The sequence below is a fragment of the Pseudomonas sp. CC120222-01a genome (assembly GCF_003097235.1).
Classification (GTDB): Bacteria; Pseudomonadota; Gammaproteobacteria; order Pseudomonadales; family Pseudomonadaceae; genus Aquipseudomonas.
Genome location: NZ_QEQQ01000001.1, coordinates 347,831 through 362,152, shown reverse-complemented (window position 1 = coordinate 362,152; position 14,322 = coordinate 347,831). Strand labels below are relative to the sequence as shown.

General features: G+C 62.4%; 14 protein-coding genes. 10 read left to right on the top strand and 4 right to left on the bottom strand.

The annotated features are described in order from the left end of the window. Positions 1 to 168: 168 nt before the first annotated feature. From lon to N430_RS01705, 3 genes are all read left to right on the top strand, one after another. Positions 169 to 2,565, top strand: a complete 2,397-nt coding sequence (lon, locus tag N430_RS01715) for an endopeptidase La (RefSeq protein WP_110631609.1) — start codon at positions 169 to 171, stop codon at positions 2,563 to 2,565. A gap of 152 nt (positions 2,566 to 2,717) precedes the next feature. After that, entirely contained in the window at positions 2,718 to 2,990 is a 273-nt protein-coding gene (gene hupB / locus N430_RS01710) for a nucleoid-associated protein HU-beta (RefSeq protein WP_054883552.1), read from the top strand. Positions 2,991 to 3,173: 183 nt separating this feature from the next. After that, on the top strand, positions 3,174 to 5,045 hold the full coding sequence (locus tag N430_RS01705; protein WP_110631612.1) for a SurA N-terminal domain-containing protein: 1,872 nt from the start codon (positions 3,174 to 3,176) through the stop codon (positions 5,043 to 5,045). Positions 5,046 to 5,111: 66 nt separating this feature from the next. Here the strand turns inward: N430_RS01705 and N430_RS01700 are convergent, their stop codons facing one another. After that, positions 5,112 to 6,152: a patatin-like phospholipase family protein gene (locus tag N430_RS01700; RefSeq protein WP_110631615.1), complete on the bottom strand. Its 1,041-nt coding sequence runs from the start codon at positions 6,150 to 6,152 to the stop codon at positions 5,112 to 5,114. A 165-nt stretch (positions 6,153 to 6,317) separates the two neighbouring features. Between N430_RS01700 and N430_RS01695 the strand changes: the two genes are divergently transcribed. From N430_RS01695 to N430_RS01685, 3 genes are all read left to right on the top strand, one after another. Then, positions 6,318 to 6,596: a hypothetical protein gene (locus tag N430_RS01695; protein ID WP_103448165.1), complete on the top strand. Its 279-nt coding sequence runs from the start codon at positions 6,318 to 6,320 to the stop codon at positions 6,594 to 6,596. A 14-nt stretch (positions 6,597 to 6,610) separates the two neighbouring features. After that, complete coding sequence (locus N430_RS01690) at positions 6,611 to 7,378, top strand: CHAD domain-containing protein (RefSeq protein WP_110631618.1); 768 nt, start codon at positions 6,611 to 6,613, stop codon at positions 7,376 to 7,378. 94 nt (positions 7,379 to 7,472) lie between these two features. Further along, a complete protein-coding gene (locus tag N430_RS01685; RefSeq protein ID WP_110631620.1) occupies positions 7,473 to 8,270 on the top strand; it encodes an acyl-CoA thioesterase II in 798 nt (265 codons plus the stop codon). A 3-nt stretch (positions 8,271 to 8,273) separates the two neighbouring features. On the opposite strand, the gene N430_RS01680 is transcribed toward N430_RS01685, so the two are convergent. From N430_RS01680 to N430_RS01670, 3 genes are all read right to left on the bottom strand, one after another. Beyond that, positions 8,274 to 8,642 (bottom strand): Mpo1-like protein, encoded by a 369-nt coding sequence (locus N430_RS01680; RefSeq protein WP_110631623.1) that lies wholly within the window; start codon positions 8,640 to 8,642, stop codon positions 8,274 to 8,276. A 99-nt stretch (positions 8,643 to 8,741) separates the two neighbouring features. Further along, positions 8,742 to 10,220, bottom strand: a complete 1,479-nt coding sequence (locus N430_RS01675; protein ID WP_110631626.1) for a methyl-accepting chemotaxis protein — start codon at positions 10,218 to 10,220, stop codon at positions 8,742 to 8,744. An 88-nt stretch (positions 10,221 to 10,308) separates the two neighbouring features. Continuing rightward, a complete protein-coding gene (locus tag N430_RS01670) occupies positions 10,309 to 11,106 on the bottom strand; it encodes a TatD family hydrolase (protein WP_110631629.1) in 798 nt (265 codons plus the stop codon). A gap of 158 nt (positions 11,107 to 11,264) precedes the next feature. Between N430_RS01670 and N430_RS01665 the strand changes: the two genes are divergently transcribed. The 4 genes from N430_RS01665 (at position 11,265) to greB (ending at position 14,238) form a co-directional block, all read left to right on the top strand. Next, on the top strand, positions 11,265 to 12,671 hold the full coding sequence (locus tag N430_RS01665) for a transglycosylase SLT domain-containing protein (RefSeq protein WP_110631632.1): 1,407 nt from the start codon (positions 11,265 to 11,267) through the stop codon (positions 12,669 to 12,671). Between the two features lie 113 nt (positions 12,672 to 12,784). Further along, positions 12,785 to 13,219 carry a DoxX family protein gene (locus N430_RS01660; protein ID WP_110631636.1) on the top strand — a complete coding sequence of 145 codons (435 nt, stop codon included), beginning with the start codon at positions 12,785 to 12,787 and terminating at the stop codon, positions 13,217 to 13,219. 225 nt (positions 13,220 to 13,444) lie between these two features. Then, positions 13,445 to 13,753, top strand: a complete 309-nt coding sequence (locus N430_RS01655; protein ID WP_103448157.1) for a hypothetical protein — start codon at positions 13,445 to 13,447, stop codon at positions 13,751 to 13,753. Positions 13,754 to 13,764: 11 nt separating this feature from the next. Then, the gene (gene greB / locus N430_RS01650; RefSeq protein WP_110631638.1) at positions 13,765 to 14,238 is read left to right on the top strand and encodes a transcription elongation factor GreB; all 474 of its coding nucleotides are present in this window, start codon (positions 13,765 to 13,767) and stop codon (positions 14,236 to 14,238) included. The last annotated feature ends 84 nt before the right edge of the window (positions 14,239 to 14,322 follow it).

The window sequence follows — 14,322 nt, the reverse complement described above, 5'->3', positions numbered from 1 at the left end:
TTCAGGTAAATGCCGGGTGATGGCAGCAAGCAAGAAAGAAAGGGGCCTACGGGCCCCTTTCTGCTTTTCCTATGCAAGCGCTTGTAATTTCCCAAGCGTGCCCCCACATTAGGTCCAAGCATCATTTCCACCGGTTTCCGGCCATAAGGCCGCTGTAGAGGCGAAATCATGAAGACCACCCTCGACTTGCCTCTTTTGCCATTGCGCGATGTCGTCGTCTATCCGCACATGGTCATCCCACTGTTCGTGGGGCGTGAGAAGTCTATCGAAGCCCTTGAGGCCGCGATGACGGGCGAAAAGCAGATCCTGCTGCTGGCCCAGAAGAACCCCGCCGATGACGATCCAGGCGAAGACGCCCTGTATCGGGTCGGTACCGTCGCTACCGTATTGCAACTGCTGAAGCTGCCCGATGGCACTGTCAAGGTGCTGGTCGAGGGCGAACAGCGCGGTGCGGTCGAGCGCTTCACCGAAGTAGAAGGGCACATCCGTGCCGAAGTTTCCCTGATCGACGAAACCGACGCCGCCGAGCGCGAGTCGGAAGTCTTCGTGCGCACGCTGCTGTCGCAGTTCGAGCAGTACGTGCAGCTGGGCAAGAAAGTCCCTGCCGAAGTGCTGTCGTCACTGAACAGCATCGAAGAGCCTGGGCGCCTGGTTGATACCATGGCCGCGCACATGGCGCTGAAGATCGAGCAGAAGCAGGAAATCCTCGAAATCGTCGACCTGGCGACCCGAGTCGAGCACGTGCTGGCCCTGCTGGATGCCGAGATCGACCTGTTGCAGGTTGAGAAACGTATCCGTGGCCGGGTCAAGAAGCAGATGGAGCGCAGCCAGCGCGAGTACTACCTGAATGAGCAGATGAAGGCCATTCAGAAGGAACTCGGCGATGGTGACGAAGGCCACAACGAAGTCGAAGAGCTGAAAAAGCGCATCGAAGCCGCTGGCCTGCCGAAAGACGCCATGGCCAAGGCCCAGGCCGAGCTGAACAAGCTCAAGCAGATGTCGCCGATGTCTGCCGAGGCCACCGTGGTGCGTTCGTACCTCGACTGGCTCGTGCAGGTGCCGTGGAAGGCCCAGAGCAAGGTGCGCCTTGACCTGGCCAAGGCCGAGGAGATCCTCGATGCCGACCACTATGGCCTGGAAGAGGTCAAGGAGCGCATCCTCGAGTACCTCGCCGTGCAGAAGCGGGTGAAGAAGATCCGCGGCCCGGTGCTGTGCCTGGTGGGGCCGCCTGGCGTGGGCAAGACCTCGCTGGCCGAGTCGATCGCTGCCGCGACCAATCGCAAGTTCGTGCGCATGGCCCTGGGCGGTGTGCGTGACGAGGCCGAGATTCGTGGTCACCGTCGTACCTACATCGGTTCGATGCCTGGCCGCCTGATCCAGAAAATGACCAAGGTGGGTGTGCGCAACCCGTTGTTCTTGCTCGACGAGATCGACAAGATGGGCAGCGACATGCGTGGCGACCCGGCCTCGGCACTGCTGGAAGTGCTCGACCCGGAGCAGAACCACAATTTCAACGACCACTACCTGGAAGTCGACTACGACCTCTCGGACGTGATGTTCCTGTGCACCTCGAACTCGATGAACATTCCGCCGGCGTTGCTCGACCGCATGGAAGTCATCCGCCTGCCGGGTTACACCGAGGACGAGAAGATCAACATCGCGGTCAAGTACCTGACGCCCAAGCAGGTCAAGGCCAACGGCTTGAAGAACGAAGAGCTGGACATCGACGTCTCGGCGATTCGCGACATCATTCGTTACTACACCCGCGAAGCCGGTGTGCGTGGCCTGGAGCGTCAGATCGCCAAGGTTTGCCGCAAGGTGGTCAAGGAACATACCGGGCAGAAACAGGTCAAGGTCAAGGTCACCAGCGAGCAGCTCGAGCACCTGCTGGGCGTGCGCAAGTTCCGCTATGGCCTGGCCGAGCAGCAGGACCAGATCGGCCAGGTCACCGGCCTTGCCTGGACCCAGGTGGGCGGCGAATTGCTGACCATCGAGTCGGTGGTCATCCCTGGCAAGGGTCAGCTGATCAAGACCGGCTCGCTGGGTGATGTCATGGTCGAATCGATCACTGCCGCGCAGACCGTGGTCCGCAGCCGTGCCCGCAGCCTGGGGATTGCCGCCGACTTCCACGAGAAGCACGACGTGCATATCCACATGCCTGAAGGCGCCACGCCGAAGGACGGCCCGAGCGCGGGTATCGGCATGTGCACCGCGCTGGTGTCCGCGCTGACGCAGATTCCGGTACGCGCCGATGTGGCCATGACCGGCGAAATCACCCTGCGTGGCCAGGTATTGGCCATCGGCGGGTTGAAGGAAAAACTGCTGGCAGCACACCGCGGCGGGATCAAGACGGTGATCATTCCCGAGGAGAATGTTCGCGATCTGAAAGAAATTCCGGAAAATATCAAACAGGATCTGCAGATCAAACCGGTCAAATGGATTGACGAAGTCCTGCAAATTGCGCTGCAATACGCCCCGGAGCCCTTGCCAGATGTGGCTCCGGAGATTGTCGCGAAAGATGACAAACGCGACGGCGATGCTAAGGAAAGAATCAGCACGCATTAGTAGTTTTTGGCTGGGGGGCTTTCCTTGACAGTTTTTTCGGGGCCTTGCTATAAAGCGGCACGCTATTGTCAACAGGCCACCCAGCGCACGTTTCATAAGCTTTTCATTACATACTTAGAAACAAACTCAATAGAGAAATAAGGGGACTTAGAGTGAACAAGTCGGAACTGATTGACGCTATCGCTGTATCGGCTGACATTTCCAAGGCTGCCGCCGGCAAAGCTCTGGACGCTGTGATCGACTCCGTGACTGGCGCCCTGAAAGCAGGCGACGACGTCGTTCTGGTTGGCTTCGGTACCTTCTCGGTCAAAGAGCGCGCCGAGCGCACCGGCCGTAACCCACAAACCGGCAAGGCGATCAAGATCGCTGCTGCCAAGGTTCCAGGCTTCAAGGCTGGCAAAGGCCTGAAAGACGCCGTCAACTAAGTCGTCTCTTTCAGCCGGACCCGGCCTGGCCAGGTCCGAGCACGCTGATGGCGGGCCGCAAACGTTCCCGCCTGACACGTTTGCTAAGAAAAGGCGCATCCTCGGATGCGCCTTTCTTTTATCAGGATTCTACCCACGCTCCGCGGTTGTCGACGCAGTGGTACAGCCGTTTCTGGGGGACGCATGCTGCAAAATATCAGGGACAATTCACAAGGTTGGATTGCCAAGACCATCATCGGCCTCATCGTCGTGTTGATGGCGTTGACCGGCTTCGAAGCCATTTTCAAGGCCGCCACCCACAGCCAGGACGCGGCCAAGGTAAACGGCCACACCATCAGCCAGAACGAGCTGAGCCAGGCCGCCGACATGCAGCGCCGTCAGCTGATGCAACAGCTGGGCAAGGATTTCGACCCAGCGCTGCTGGATGACAAATTGCTGCGCGAGTCTGCGCTCAAAGGGCTGATCGATCGCAAACTGCTGCTGCAGGGTGCTGAAGACGCCAAGTTCGCCTTCTCCGAAGCCGCACTGGATCAAGTGATCCTGCAGACACCGGAATTCCAGGTCGATGGCAAGTTCAGCGCTGATCGTTTCGACCAGGTCATCCGCCAGATGGGCTATGGCCGCATGCAATTCCGCGACATGCTCGGGGAAGAGATGCTGATCGGCCAGCTGCGTACCGGCATCGCCGGCAGCAGCTTCGTCACCGACCAGCAGGTCGACGCCTTTGCCCGCCTGGAAAACCAGACCCGCGATTTCGCTTCCCTGACCTTCAAGGCCGACCCGGCCGCGGTCAAGGTCAGCGATGACGAGGTCAAGGCGCATTACGACCAGCACGCCAAGGAGTTCATGACTCCCGACCAGGTGGTCATCGACTACATCGAGCTGAAGAAGTCGGCGTTCTTCGACCAGGTCAAGGTCACCGACGAAGAGCTCAAGGCCCAGTACGAGAAGGAAGTCGCCAACCTCGCCGAGCAGCGCCATGCCGCGCATATCCTCATCGAGGTCAACGACAAGGTCACCGACGCCCAGGCCAAGGCCAAGGCCGAAGAGGTCGAGCAGCGCCTGGCCAAGGGTGAAGACTTCGCCAAGCTGGCCAAGGAGTTCTCCCAGGACCCAGGTTCTGCCAGCAATGGCGGTGACCTCGGCTTCGCCGGCCCGGGCGTATATGACCCGGCCTTCGAAGATGCCCTGTACAAGCTCAACGACGGCCAGGTATCGGCCCCGGTGCGTACCGAATTCGGCTACCACCTGATCAAGCTGCTGGGCAAGCAGGCGCCGGAAATTCCGAGCTTCGCCAGCCTGAAGGACAAGCTGACCCGTGACCTGAAGACCCCGCTGGTCGAGCAGCGTTACGTCGACGCCAGCAAGCAGCTGCAGGATGCTGCCTACGAGGCTTCCGACCTGGCCCAGCCGGCCCAGGACCTGAATCTCAAGGTGCACACTTCCGCGCCGTTCGGCCGCGAAGGCGGCGAAGGCATTACCGCCAACCGTGGCGTGATCCAGGCTGCGTTCTCGGAAGAAGTGATGGATGAAGGTGCCAACAGCACCGCCATCGAGCTGGACCCGGAAACCACTGTGGTGCTGCGCGTCAAGGAGCACCGCAAGCCGGAGCAACTGCCGCTGGAAGCCGTGGCCAAGAACATCAGCGAACACCTGGCCAAGGAGAAGGCGACTGCCGAACTCAAGACCAAGGCGGACAAGCTGATTGCCGGCCTGCGTGACGGCTCCATCGCTGCCGCTGGCGCTCACGACGGCCAGCAATGGAAGACCCACGAAGCCGTGACCCGTGGTCAGGACGGTATCGACCCGGCCGAGCTGCAAGCGCTGTTCCGCCTTGCCAAGCCGCAAGCCAAGGACAAGCCGGTCTACGGCAGCGTGGTCCTGGCCGACGGCAGCCTGGTCGTGCTGCAGCTCAAGGGCGTCAACGAAGGTGCCGCCGCCAGCGACGACGAGAAGCAGCAGATCCGCCGCTACCTCGCATCGCGTGCTGGCCAGCAGGACTTTGCGGCCTACCGCAAGCAGCTGGAAGGCACAGCCGACATCACCCGTTACTGAGTGATGGATGCATGATGAAACAGGCCGCGCGATGCGGCCTGTTTCATTTCTAGCACCCGTACCGGCCTAGCGTTTCCTGCCTTCGTAATTATCCAGCGTATCCCGCGCAATCTCTCGCCCCAGCGCAATCAGTTCAGGCGCCTTGTAGAACTCGAAGAACCGGCACACCCGCTTGGGCACGTTGATCAGCACATCCGGCGGATAGCCGGCAATCTTGTACTGTGCCAGTGACGTCTGCATCACCTCGAAGCTCTGGTTGATCAGGTCGAGCAGCGAGGCCGGCCCGACGTTGTCGATGATGAACGAGCCGGTCGCCGACTTCGGCGCGCCTTCACGTTCGGGCGCAGCGGCGGGTTGCTGAGCCTCCGGGTCGGCAGTGTCGGCCAGCCAGGGGTTGGGTGGTGCCAGCCCTTCGGCGACGATCTCCTGCTCGATGCGAATCAGCTCTTCGGCCGGCTTGCGCCGAAATGGCAGGCGCGAGCCCAGTGAGCTGAGCAGGGCGTCGAAACGCATCTTGAAGGCGGCGGGCCGCTCGATCACCGGCAGTTGATACTGCTTCTGGTTGGTGGCGTTGAGATTGACCGCGATGATCAGGTCACAATGGCTGGACACCACCGGGACGATCGGCAGCGGGTTGAGAATGCCGCCGTCGACCAGCATGCGGTTGCCCTGCATCACGGGTGTGAACAGGCTTGGTATCGCCGCCGAGGCGCGCATGGCCTGATGCAGGCAGCCTTCCTGGAACCAGATTTCCTGCTGGTTGGTAAGGTCGGCCGCTACTGCTGTGTAAGGGATGCGCAGCTGCTCGATGTTCATGTCGCCGACAATCTTGCGAATCTGGCCGAACACCTTGTCACCGCGGATGGCACCAAGGCGAAAGCTGACGTCGACCAGGCGCAGCACGTCCAGGTAGTCCAGGCTTTCGATCCAGTTGCGGTATTCTTCCAGTTTGCCTGCCGCGTAGATACCGCCAATTACCGCGCCCATGGAGCAGCCGGCGATGCAGGCGATGTCGTAGCCGCGCCGTTCGATTTCCTCGATCACGCCGATATGGGCATACCCACGAGCGCCCCCCGATCCCAACACCAATGCCACGCGTTTGCTCATGAGCGATCCCCGGCTGGTACAACCATGGTCCTACAATGCACTCATCGCTGCCTGTGCTTCAATCCAGACTGCGCTGAACTACTCTAAGCAAAGCATATCGAGCCTGGCACTTTTCAGGTGTATGGGCGTCGAACAGCCACTCTTTTGACCTTTGAGGTATTACTGATGAAAGCCTGGATCTGCCTTCCATTGATTGCCCTGGCCCTTGCAGGCTGCGCGGGCAAGACGGCCTACCGCGAAAGCTGCGCGACTCAGCTCGATGGCGCCTGGAAGGAGCTGGACCTGGCCAAGGCCGAAGGGTTCGCTGGCACCGTCAGCTATTCCAAGGCCCTGTCGTTGCTGACCGGCGCCAAGACGCAGCAGCAGTTCGAAGGCTACGAAGGGTGCACCCACAAAGCCGAAAAGGCCCGCTTCTACATTCGTGAGTCGCGCGCCGGGCGCTGACCAAGGAGCGACACATGTCCGCCATGCTCGATCATGTCGTTGCCCAGTTGCTGACCTTGCAGGTACGCCTGCTGGCCTGTCGTGAGCGCCTGGCTGCGGATACCGACAGCGAGGCCCTGCACGACCTGCGTACCAACCTGCGGCGCCTGCGTAGCCTGTTGCGGCCGTTGCAGGGGCTGCCGGGTGTGGAGCAACTGGAGGAGGCGGCCAGTTCGTTGGGCACATTGACCACGCCTCTGCGTGATCGTGAGGTGCTGGCTGCCGAGCTCATCGGGCGCGGCCATGCCGAAGCCGGGCAGCGACGCCTGGCGGGGCGCGACAGGACATTCGCCAGCGTTGCCGCCAGCCCGCAGCTGACCCGGGTGCTGGCGATCGTCGATGCGTTCCCGCTGTTCTTGCGGGCAGCAGAGCGCGAGGGGCTGGCCAAGTTGCTGGACAGGCGTGTCGACAAGCGCCTGGTCAAGCAGTGGCACAAATTGCGTGAGGCCCTGCAAGACCCGGCCCATGATCGCCATCGCCTGCGCCTGCTGATCAAACGGGTGCGCTACGGCGACGAGGCGTACCCGCAACTCGATCATGCCGGCAAGAAACTGCAGCGCCTGCTGAAGAGGGCTCAGGGCGATCTGGGTGACTGGCACGATCGCCTGCAGTGGTTGCTGCAGGCCAAGGATCACCCGGACCTGGCGCCTTGCAAGTTGGATTGGGAGCAGGAACTGCACGAGGCTGAGCGCACCGCCGATGTCACCCTTGATGCGCTGCAGGCCGCGCTCAAGCGACGTTAGCCCGGCAAATGACCGATATGCGGGCTGATCGGCCGGGGTTTGCTGGCTAGTATTGGCGGACCTTTTGCTACAGGTAAGCGCCAGGAGCCGGCCGATGAATTTCAACCAACTGCTAGACGCCGTGCGGGAAAACCCCGACGCGGTCAGCATTCCGCCCAGCTGGGCCCAGGGGCGCGCCGTGTTCGGCGGCCTGATGGCGGCCATGGTTTATGAAAGCATGCGCCTGAAGCTCACCGATGATCGCCCGGTGCGCTCGTTGGCCATCAGCTTCGTCAGCCCGGCGGCTGCGGATGTACCCATCCGTTTCGAGATCGAGGTGCTGCGTGAGGGCAAGGCGGTCAGCACGCTTTTGGGTCGGGCCATTCAGGAAGGCCAGGTGGTAACGCTGGTACAGGGTAATTTTGGTGCGGGTCGGCCATCGGTGGTCGATGTTGCCGCTGCACCCGCCGTGGAAATGAAACCGCTTGAGCAGGCCGCGCCTGAGTTACCTTACATCAAGGGCGTCACCCCGGAGTTCATGCGCCATGTCGCCTTGCGCTGGGCGGTGGGTGGCCTGCCATTCAGTGGCAATCCATCGCGCCACATGGGCGGCTGGGTGCGCCTGCGCGATGTTGCCGAAGAACAGGTCAACGAAGCGCACCTGCTGGCGCTGGTGGATGCCTGGCCACCGAGCCTGATGCCATTCCTCAAGCAGCCTGCAGCGGGCAGTACGTTGACCTGGACCATCGAATTCATCCAGCCGACGGCAACGCTGTCAACGCTGGACTGGTGCTATTACCGTGTCGAGACCGAACATGCGCGTGATGGCTACGGCCACGCGGCGGCAGCATTGTGGAGTGCCGCAGGAGAGCTGCTGGCCCTGAGCCGGCAGACCGTTACGGTCTTCGCCTGATCATCACCGCCGGTGCTTGTGCCGCTCACGCCAGGCTTTCCACCAGGCACCGCTGAGAACGAAGCGCGGGAACGTGACGAACTGCTCGGTCAGCAGCCGCTGTACGGCGTCCTTGCGGTTGGCGAACGGTTCGGGCTGTTCGGCTTCCAGTCGATGCCCGTGGCGCTGCAGGCCCAGGCCCGCGATCAGGGCGATAACGCCGACGGCGATCTGGCCCAGGTCCAGGGCGAACAGGCCTGACAGCACCAGCAGGGCGCCGAGGATGAACAGCGGCACGGCAATCAGGTGCAGCACCAGGTTGGTCGGGTGCCGGTGATTATGGTGGTAGCCACGCCATTGCCAGGCGTGCAGATTGGGCAGTCGTTTGCTCATGGGCAGCTCCTCGCGATGTGGGTCGCGCTGTTTGTTACAGGCATGCCCAAAGCTTAGTGCTGCCCCGGTTACGGGGCCAATCGAGGCTGGCTATGGCGACTATAGCTTGAGCTGGCCAATGGCCTTGCTCAGCTCGCCGGCCAGGGTCGCCAGTTGACTGCTGGTGGTGGCCGAGCCCACGGTCTGCTGCACGGTCTGTTCGGTCACATCGCGGATGCTCACCACCGCACGGTTCATTTCTTCGGCCACCTGGCTTTGCTGCTCGGCGGCGACGGCAATCTGCGTGTTGCTCTCGCGCATCTGCGCGACCGCATCAGTAATCTCGGCCAGCGCCGCACCGGCCTCTTGCGCCTGGCGGACGCAGTCGTCGGCTTTGTAAGAACTTTCCTGCATGAACTCCACGGCGTCACGGGTGCCGGCCTGCAGGTCGGCGACCATGCGGGTGATTTCGTCGGTGGACGACTGCACGCGCTTGGCCAGGTTGCGTACCTCGTCGGCGACCACGGCAAAGCCACGGCCCAGGTCGCCAGCGCGGGCCGCTTCGATGGCGGCGTTGAGTGCCAGCAGGTTGGTCTGCTCGGCAATGCTGTGAATGACCCCGACCACGCTGTTGATTTTCTGGCTGTCGTCGGCGAGCTGACGAATCATTTCAGCGGTTTGCTGAACGCCACTGGAAAGCCCGGAGATTGAGCCCTGTACCCGGTTGACCACTTCCTTGCCGCTGCCAGCGAGGGTGTCGGCGGTCTGCGACAAGTCGCGAGTGGCGCCAGCATGCTGGGCAATATGGTGCACGGTGGCCGACATTTCATTGATGGCCGTGGCGGCCTGGTCGGTCTCGCTCTGTTGGCCGAGCATGCCATGGCGCACTTCGTTCATGCTCGCGGCCAGGCGTGCGGCACCGGAGTCCAGCTGCGCCGCGGTGTCGGCGACAGTGCTGACCACGCGGTGGTAGGTGGCCTGCATCGCGTTGAAGGCGCCGGCCATCTGGCCCACTTCATCGCCGCAGGCCAAGGGCACGCGGGCTGACAGGTCGCCGGTCTTCTCCACGTGCAGCATCACGTCCTTGAGGGTGTTGAGCTGGCTGAGCAGGAAGCGGATCAGCAGCTGCGAGGCGCCGAGCATCGCCAGCATCAGGATCAGCACGCAGAACGCGTAGTTGCTGAAGCGGTCGAAGAACACCTGGCGCAGGCTCGGTGCTGCTGCCAGCACGGCCAGTTGTTGGTCGCCATGGCGCAGTACCTGGGCGCCGCGCAGCGGGTTGTCGCCGAGGATCCAGGCCGCCGGCAGGGCGACCCAGCCTTGCCCATTGGCCAGGGCTTCGAGGTTTTCACCCGCGTAGGTCGGGGTTTGGCCGGGTTGCCAGGTGATCAGGTTGGCCTGGCGGGGCAGGGGCTGCCCGGTGGGCCAGGCGGCCAGTAGTTCGGCTTGGGCTTGCGCCTGGGCCTGCGCGGCATCGGCGCGGGCACGTTGCTCCAGGTGCACCGCATACAGCACCAGCAGCAAGGTCGTGACGAAGGCCACCGCGTTGACGGCCCAGAATTTGTACTTCAGGGAAATATTGCTAAGCCAGGCACCCATGGGTAGGTCTTCTCTGAGTTGAGCGGAAACATTATTGGCAAGGTGCCATCATTGTGCCCGCGCACTCGAGAACGGTTCATGACATGCGTCAAGGAAGCTGGAAGAAGGCCTTGGCCGTGGCGCTGGTGTGCTGGGCGCAGTGTTCGATGCGCTCGTTGCGGTGCAGTGCCACTTCGCGCAGCACCTCGGTCAGGTAGGCCGGTTCGTTGCGGCCGTTTCTCGGCTTCGGTCGCAGGCTGCGTGGCAGCAAGTAGGGCGCGTCGCTCTCCAGCATCAGCCGGCCTTCGGCAATATTGCCCACCAGCGCATGCAGGTGGGTGCCGCGACGCTCGTCACAGATCCAGCCGGTGATGCCGATGTGCAGGTCCATGTCCAGGTAGGCGAACAAGGCTTCGCGCTCACCGGTGAAGCAATGCACCACCGCGGCTGGCAGGTGGTCGCGGTAATCCTTGAGGATGGCCAGGAGGCGCTCGCTGGCATCGCGTTCGTGCAGAAACACCGGCAGGCGCAGTTCGGCTGCCAGGGCCAGCTGGGCCTCCAGGGCCTTCTCCTGCAGCGTGCGAGGGGAGAAGTCGCGGTTGAAGTCGAGCCCGCATTCGCCTACGGCACGCACGCGAGATTCAGCCAGCAACTGGCGTAGTTGCCGCTCACTGGTGCCATCCCAGGACTTGGCGTCGTGTGGGTGCACGCCAGCTGTGGAGAACAGGTGCTGGCCGTCGCCATCGAGTTGCTGGCACAGCTCCAGCGCCTGCTCGCTGACCTCCAGGCTGGTGCCGGTCAGGATCATCTGTACCACGCCGGCTTCGATGGCGCGCTCGACGATGGCGGCCTGCTGGTCGTGGAAACTGCTGTTGGTCAGGTTGACGCCGATATCGATCAGTTGCATGGTGCTACCTCGTGCCGCGGGGCGGCCAGCATAGCAAAAAGCGTGATATTCGGAAAAAACCAAGAACTTCAGGCGTTTGCCGTGGTCTTTTACCGTCATTTCTCACGACCGCGCGTACCACCATGGCTGCCGCCCACCGACCACGGACACGATTTCGCATGCTGCGATACCTGCTGACCCTGTTGCTGATGCTTGGGCTGACGACGGTCGGTCCGGCTTATGCACGGCTGCCGGGGCCACAGCAGAACGTGCCGGCGAAAACGGCACGTGACCTGCAGCAGATCCGCAGCACCAAGGTGCTGCGAGTGCTGGTCAACCAGAGCCGCAACAGCTCCGGTGAAATCAAGGGCGAGCCGGTGGGTATCGAGTATTACCGCCTGCGCGGGCTTGAGCATTACCTCAATGCCCGGGCCGGCGATGGCCAGCAGATCAGCCTGAAGATCATTCCACGCGCCAAGGAGCAACTGCTGGGTGCCTTGCAGCGCGGTGAGGGGGACCTGGCCGCACCGGGCGAACTGCTCGACCCGGCGGTAACGGGTGGCGTCAACAGCAGTGCACCGGTACTGGACCAGGTGCCGTTGCTGCTGGTCGGGCGCAACGGTGAGCGCAGCTATACCCGCGCCGAGCAGCTCTCCGGGCGTACGGTGGCATTGACCAGCGCCAGTGCGGCAGGTGCAGTGATCCAGCAGCTCAACCAGCAGCTGGCGCTGCGCAAGCGGGCGCCGATCAAGATCGAATGGGTCGATTCGACCCTGGCGGTGGAAGATGTGCTGGAGATGGTCCAGGCCGGTATCTATCCGTTGACCATGGTGGAGCGCCCGATCGCTCAGCGCTGGGCCAGGGTCATGCCGAAGCTGCGCCTGGACACCCGCGTGCAGTTGGGGCAGGCGCAGGCCATGCGTTGGTACGTGCGGCGTGATGCAACCATGCTGCTGGCCACGGTTGATCGCTTTCTGCAGGGTTATCGCGCGCCAGAAAACCAGGATGCGGCCTTCGAGCGCATCTACCGGCGCCAGTACCGTGTGCACAACCCATTGGCGCGCAAGGACCGTCAGCGCCTGAACGCACTGCGCCCGGTGTTGCAGAAGCATGGTGAGGCGCAGCAGATCGACTGGTTGAACCTGGCGGCCCTGGCCTTCAAGGAGTCCACCCTGAACCCTGCCGCACGCGGCAGCGGCGGGGCACACGGCCTGATGCAGATCACCCCGTCGGCTGCGCAACGGGTGGGGGTCAGCGACACCGGCTCGGTCGATGGCAATGTCCAGGCCAGTGCGCGCTACCTGGCGCTGATCCGCCGGAAGTTCTTCGCCAGCCCGCAGATCAATGAGCGTGAGCGCATGGCGTTTGTGCTGGCGGCCTACAACCTTGGCCCGGAGCGGGTCCAGGCCATGCGTGCCGAGGCCCGCAAGCGCGGCCTCAACGGTAATCAGTGGTTCTTCCAGACCGAGCGCATCGCCATGGAGCAGGTCGGCATGGGGCCGGTCAATTTCGTCAACAGCGTCAACAAGTACTTCCTGGCGTTCAATCGGGAACGCCCGGCACTGGAGCGTGTGGTCAGTCGCTGACAAATCGATTTTGTCGATTGTTATGTTGGGTTTTTTGCGATTTTCATATCAGATGAATTGATTATGATGGCACCCATCCCAACACAACTTCCCAGTTTCAAGGACGCTTCGAAATGAACAACGCAATCAGCAAACTGCTCTCCACCCGCGCTGGCCTGGGCCTGAGCGTGATCCGCATCCTGGTCGGTGTGATCTTCATGGCGCACGGTGCGCAAAAACTGTTCGGCCTGTTCGGCGGCTACGGCCTGGAAGGCACCGGCCAATGGATGGAAAGCATCGGCCTGGCGCCGGGCTACCTGATGGCGCTGTTGTCCGGTAGCGCCGAGTTCTTCGGCGGCCTGGCCCTGGTGATCGGCCTGCTGGCCCGTCCGGCAGCACTGGCACTGACGGTGACCCTGGTGGTGGCGATCTTCTCGGTGCATATCAACAACGGCCTGTTCATGTCCAACAACGGCTATGAGTTCGCCCTGGCCCTGTTGGCCGGCACCGTGGCGGTCCTGATCGAAGGTGCGGGGCGCTTCTCCCTTGACCGCCTGATCGCCCGCTGACAGTTAACAAACTGCAAGCTGCAAGCCCCAAGCCGAACGCATTTCAGCTTGGGGCTTGCAGCTTGCGCCTTGTCGCTCTAGCATACCGCCTGCGCCGATTTAAACAGCTACTTGCGGGGCGCAGGACTGGCCCCCTCTCCGGGTCATCCGAAATACCGCTAAAGCGCTGGTTCGGTGACGCCTCCACCGCTGCCCAGCGGGATTCGCGAGGCGGAGAGAAACTCCATGAGTTGTCCACGTACCAGTGTCTGTTTGAGCCCATTGCCTGCCAGCCAGGCTTCCCGCACACCGCGCATCCTGCTCGGTGGCCAGCATCAGCCCACGCTCTTGCGTCACCTTGAAGGCTTGTCGCGCCGCAAGGGCCAGGCCCGCGCCTTTCTCATCCAGTTTGCCGAAGATGCCTGCCGCCTGGAACAGTTCGGCAACGATCGCTTCGACCTGGCGGTGATCCAGGCACCCGCCCGGGAAGACGCGGCCGAAGTCATCGGCCAGCTTACCCGCATCGCGCGTCAGGGCCTGATCACCCGACGCTGAGGAGCGCGCCGTTGAGCACCAACATCATTACCACGGAAGGTCACGAGGCCCTGAAGAAGGAGCTGGACCATCTGTGGCGAGTGTATCGCCCGGAAATCACCCAGAAAGTGACCTGGGCCGCTTCGCTGGGTGACCGCAGCGAAAATGCCGACTACCAGTACAACAAGAAGCTGTTGCGCGAGATCGACCGCCGGGTCCGCTATCTGCGCAAGCGCCTCGAGGACGTGAAGGTGGTCGCCTACTCGCCGCAGCAGGAAGGCAAGGTGTTCTTCGGTGCCTGGGTCGAGATCGAGAACGATGACGGCGAGACCATGAAGTTTCGCATTGTCGGGTATGACGAGATCTATGGCCGCAACGACTATATCTCGATCGACTCACCGATGGCCCGGGCCCTGCTCAAGAAGCAGGAGGGCGACGAAGTGGTGGTGAACACACCGACGGGCCAGGCGACCTGGTATGTGAACAACATTCACTACGGGCAATGAATCAATGTTGCCTGTGCTGGCCTCTTCGCGGCTAAAGCCGCTCCCACAAGTACAGCGCGGGGCTGGAAGCTGGTGATGTACCTG

What these genes read in the sequence shown, in the direction of transcription:
- N430_RS01670 (WP_110631629.1), bottom strand. Translation starts at nt 11,106, where the DNA reads ATGCAACTGATCGATATCGGCGTCAACCTGACCAACAGCAGTTTCCAC.
- N430_RS01660 (WP_110631636.1), top strand. Translation starts at nt 12,785, where the DNA reads ATGAACAACGCAATCAGCAAACTGCTCTCCACCCGCGCTGGCCTGGGC.
- N430_RS01685 (WP_110631620.1), top strand. Translation starts at nt 7,473, where the DNA reads ATGAATTTCAACCAACTGCTAGACGCCGTGCGGGAAAACCCCGACGCG.
- N430_RS01695 (WP_103448165.1), top strand. Translation starts at nt 6,318, where the DNA reads ATGAAAGCCTGGATCTGCCTTCCATTGATTGCCCTGGCCCTTGCAGGC.
- N430_RS01680 (WP_110631623.1), bottom strand. Translation starts at nt 8,642, where the DNA reads ATGAGCAAACGACTGCCCAATCTGCACGCCTGGCAATGGCGTGGCTAC.
- N430_RS01675 (WP_110631626.1), bottom strand. Translation starts at nt 10,220, where the DNA reads ATGGGTGCCTGGCTTAGCAATATTTCCCTGAAGTACAAATTCTGGGCC.
- N430_RS01700 (WP_110631615.1), bottom strand. Translation starts at nt 6,152, where the DNA reads ATGAGCAAACGCGTGGCATTGGTGTTGGGATCGGGGGGCGCTCGTGGG.
- N430_RS01690 (WP_110631618.1), top strand. Translation starts at nt 6,611, where the DNA reads ATGTCCGCCATGCTCGATCATGTCGTTGCCCAGTTGCTGACCTTGCAG.
- N430_RS01665 (WP_110631632.1), top strand. Translation starts at nt 11,265, where the DNA reads ATGCTGCGATACCTGCTGACCCTGTTGCTGATGCTTGGGCTGACGACG.
- N430_RS01705 (WP_110631612.1), top strand. Translation starts at nt 3,174, where the DNA reads ATGCTGCAAAATATCAGGGACAATTCACAAGGTTGGATTGCCAAGACC.
- N430_RS01655 (WP_103448157.1), top strand. Translation starts at nt 13,445, where the DNA reads ATGAGTTGTCCACGTACCAGTGTCTGTTTGAGCCCATTGCCTGCCAGC.
- lon (WP_110631609.1), top strand. Translation starts at nt 169, where the DNA reads ATGAAGACCACCCTCGACTTGCCTCTTTTGCCATTGCGCGATGTCGTC.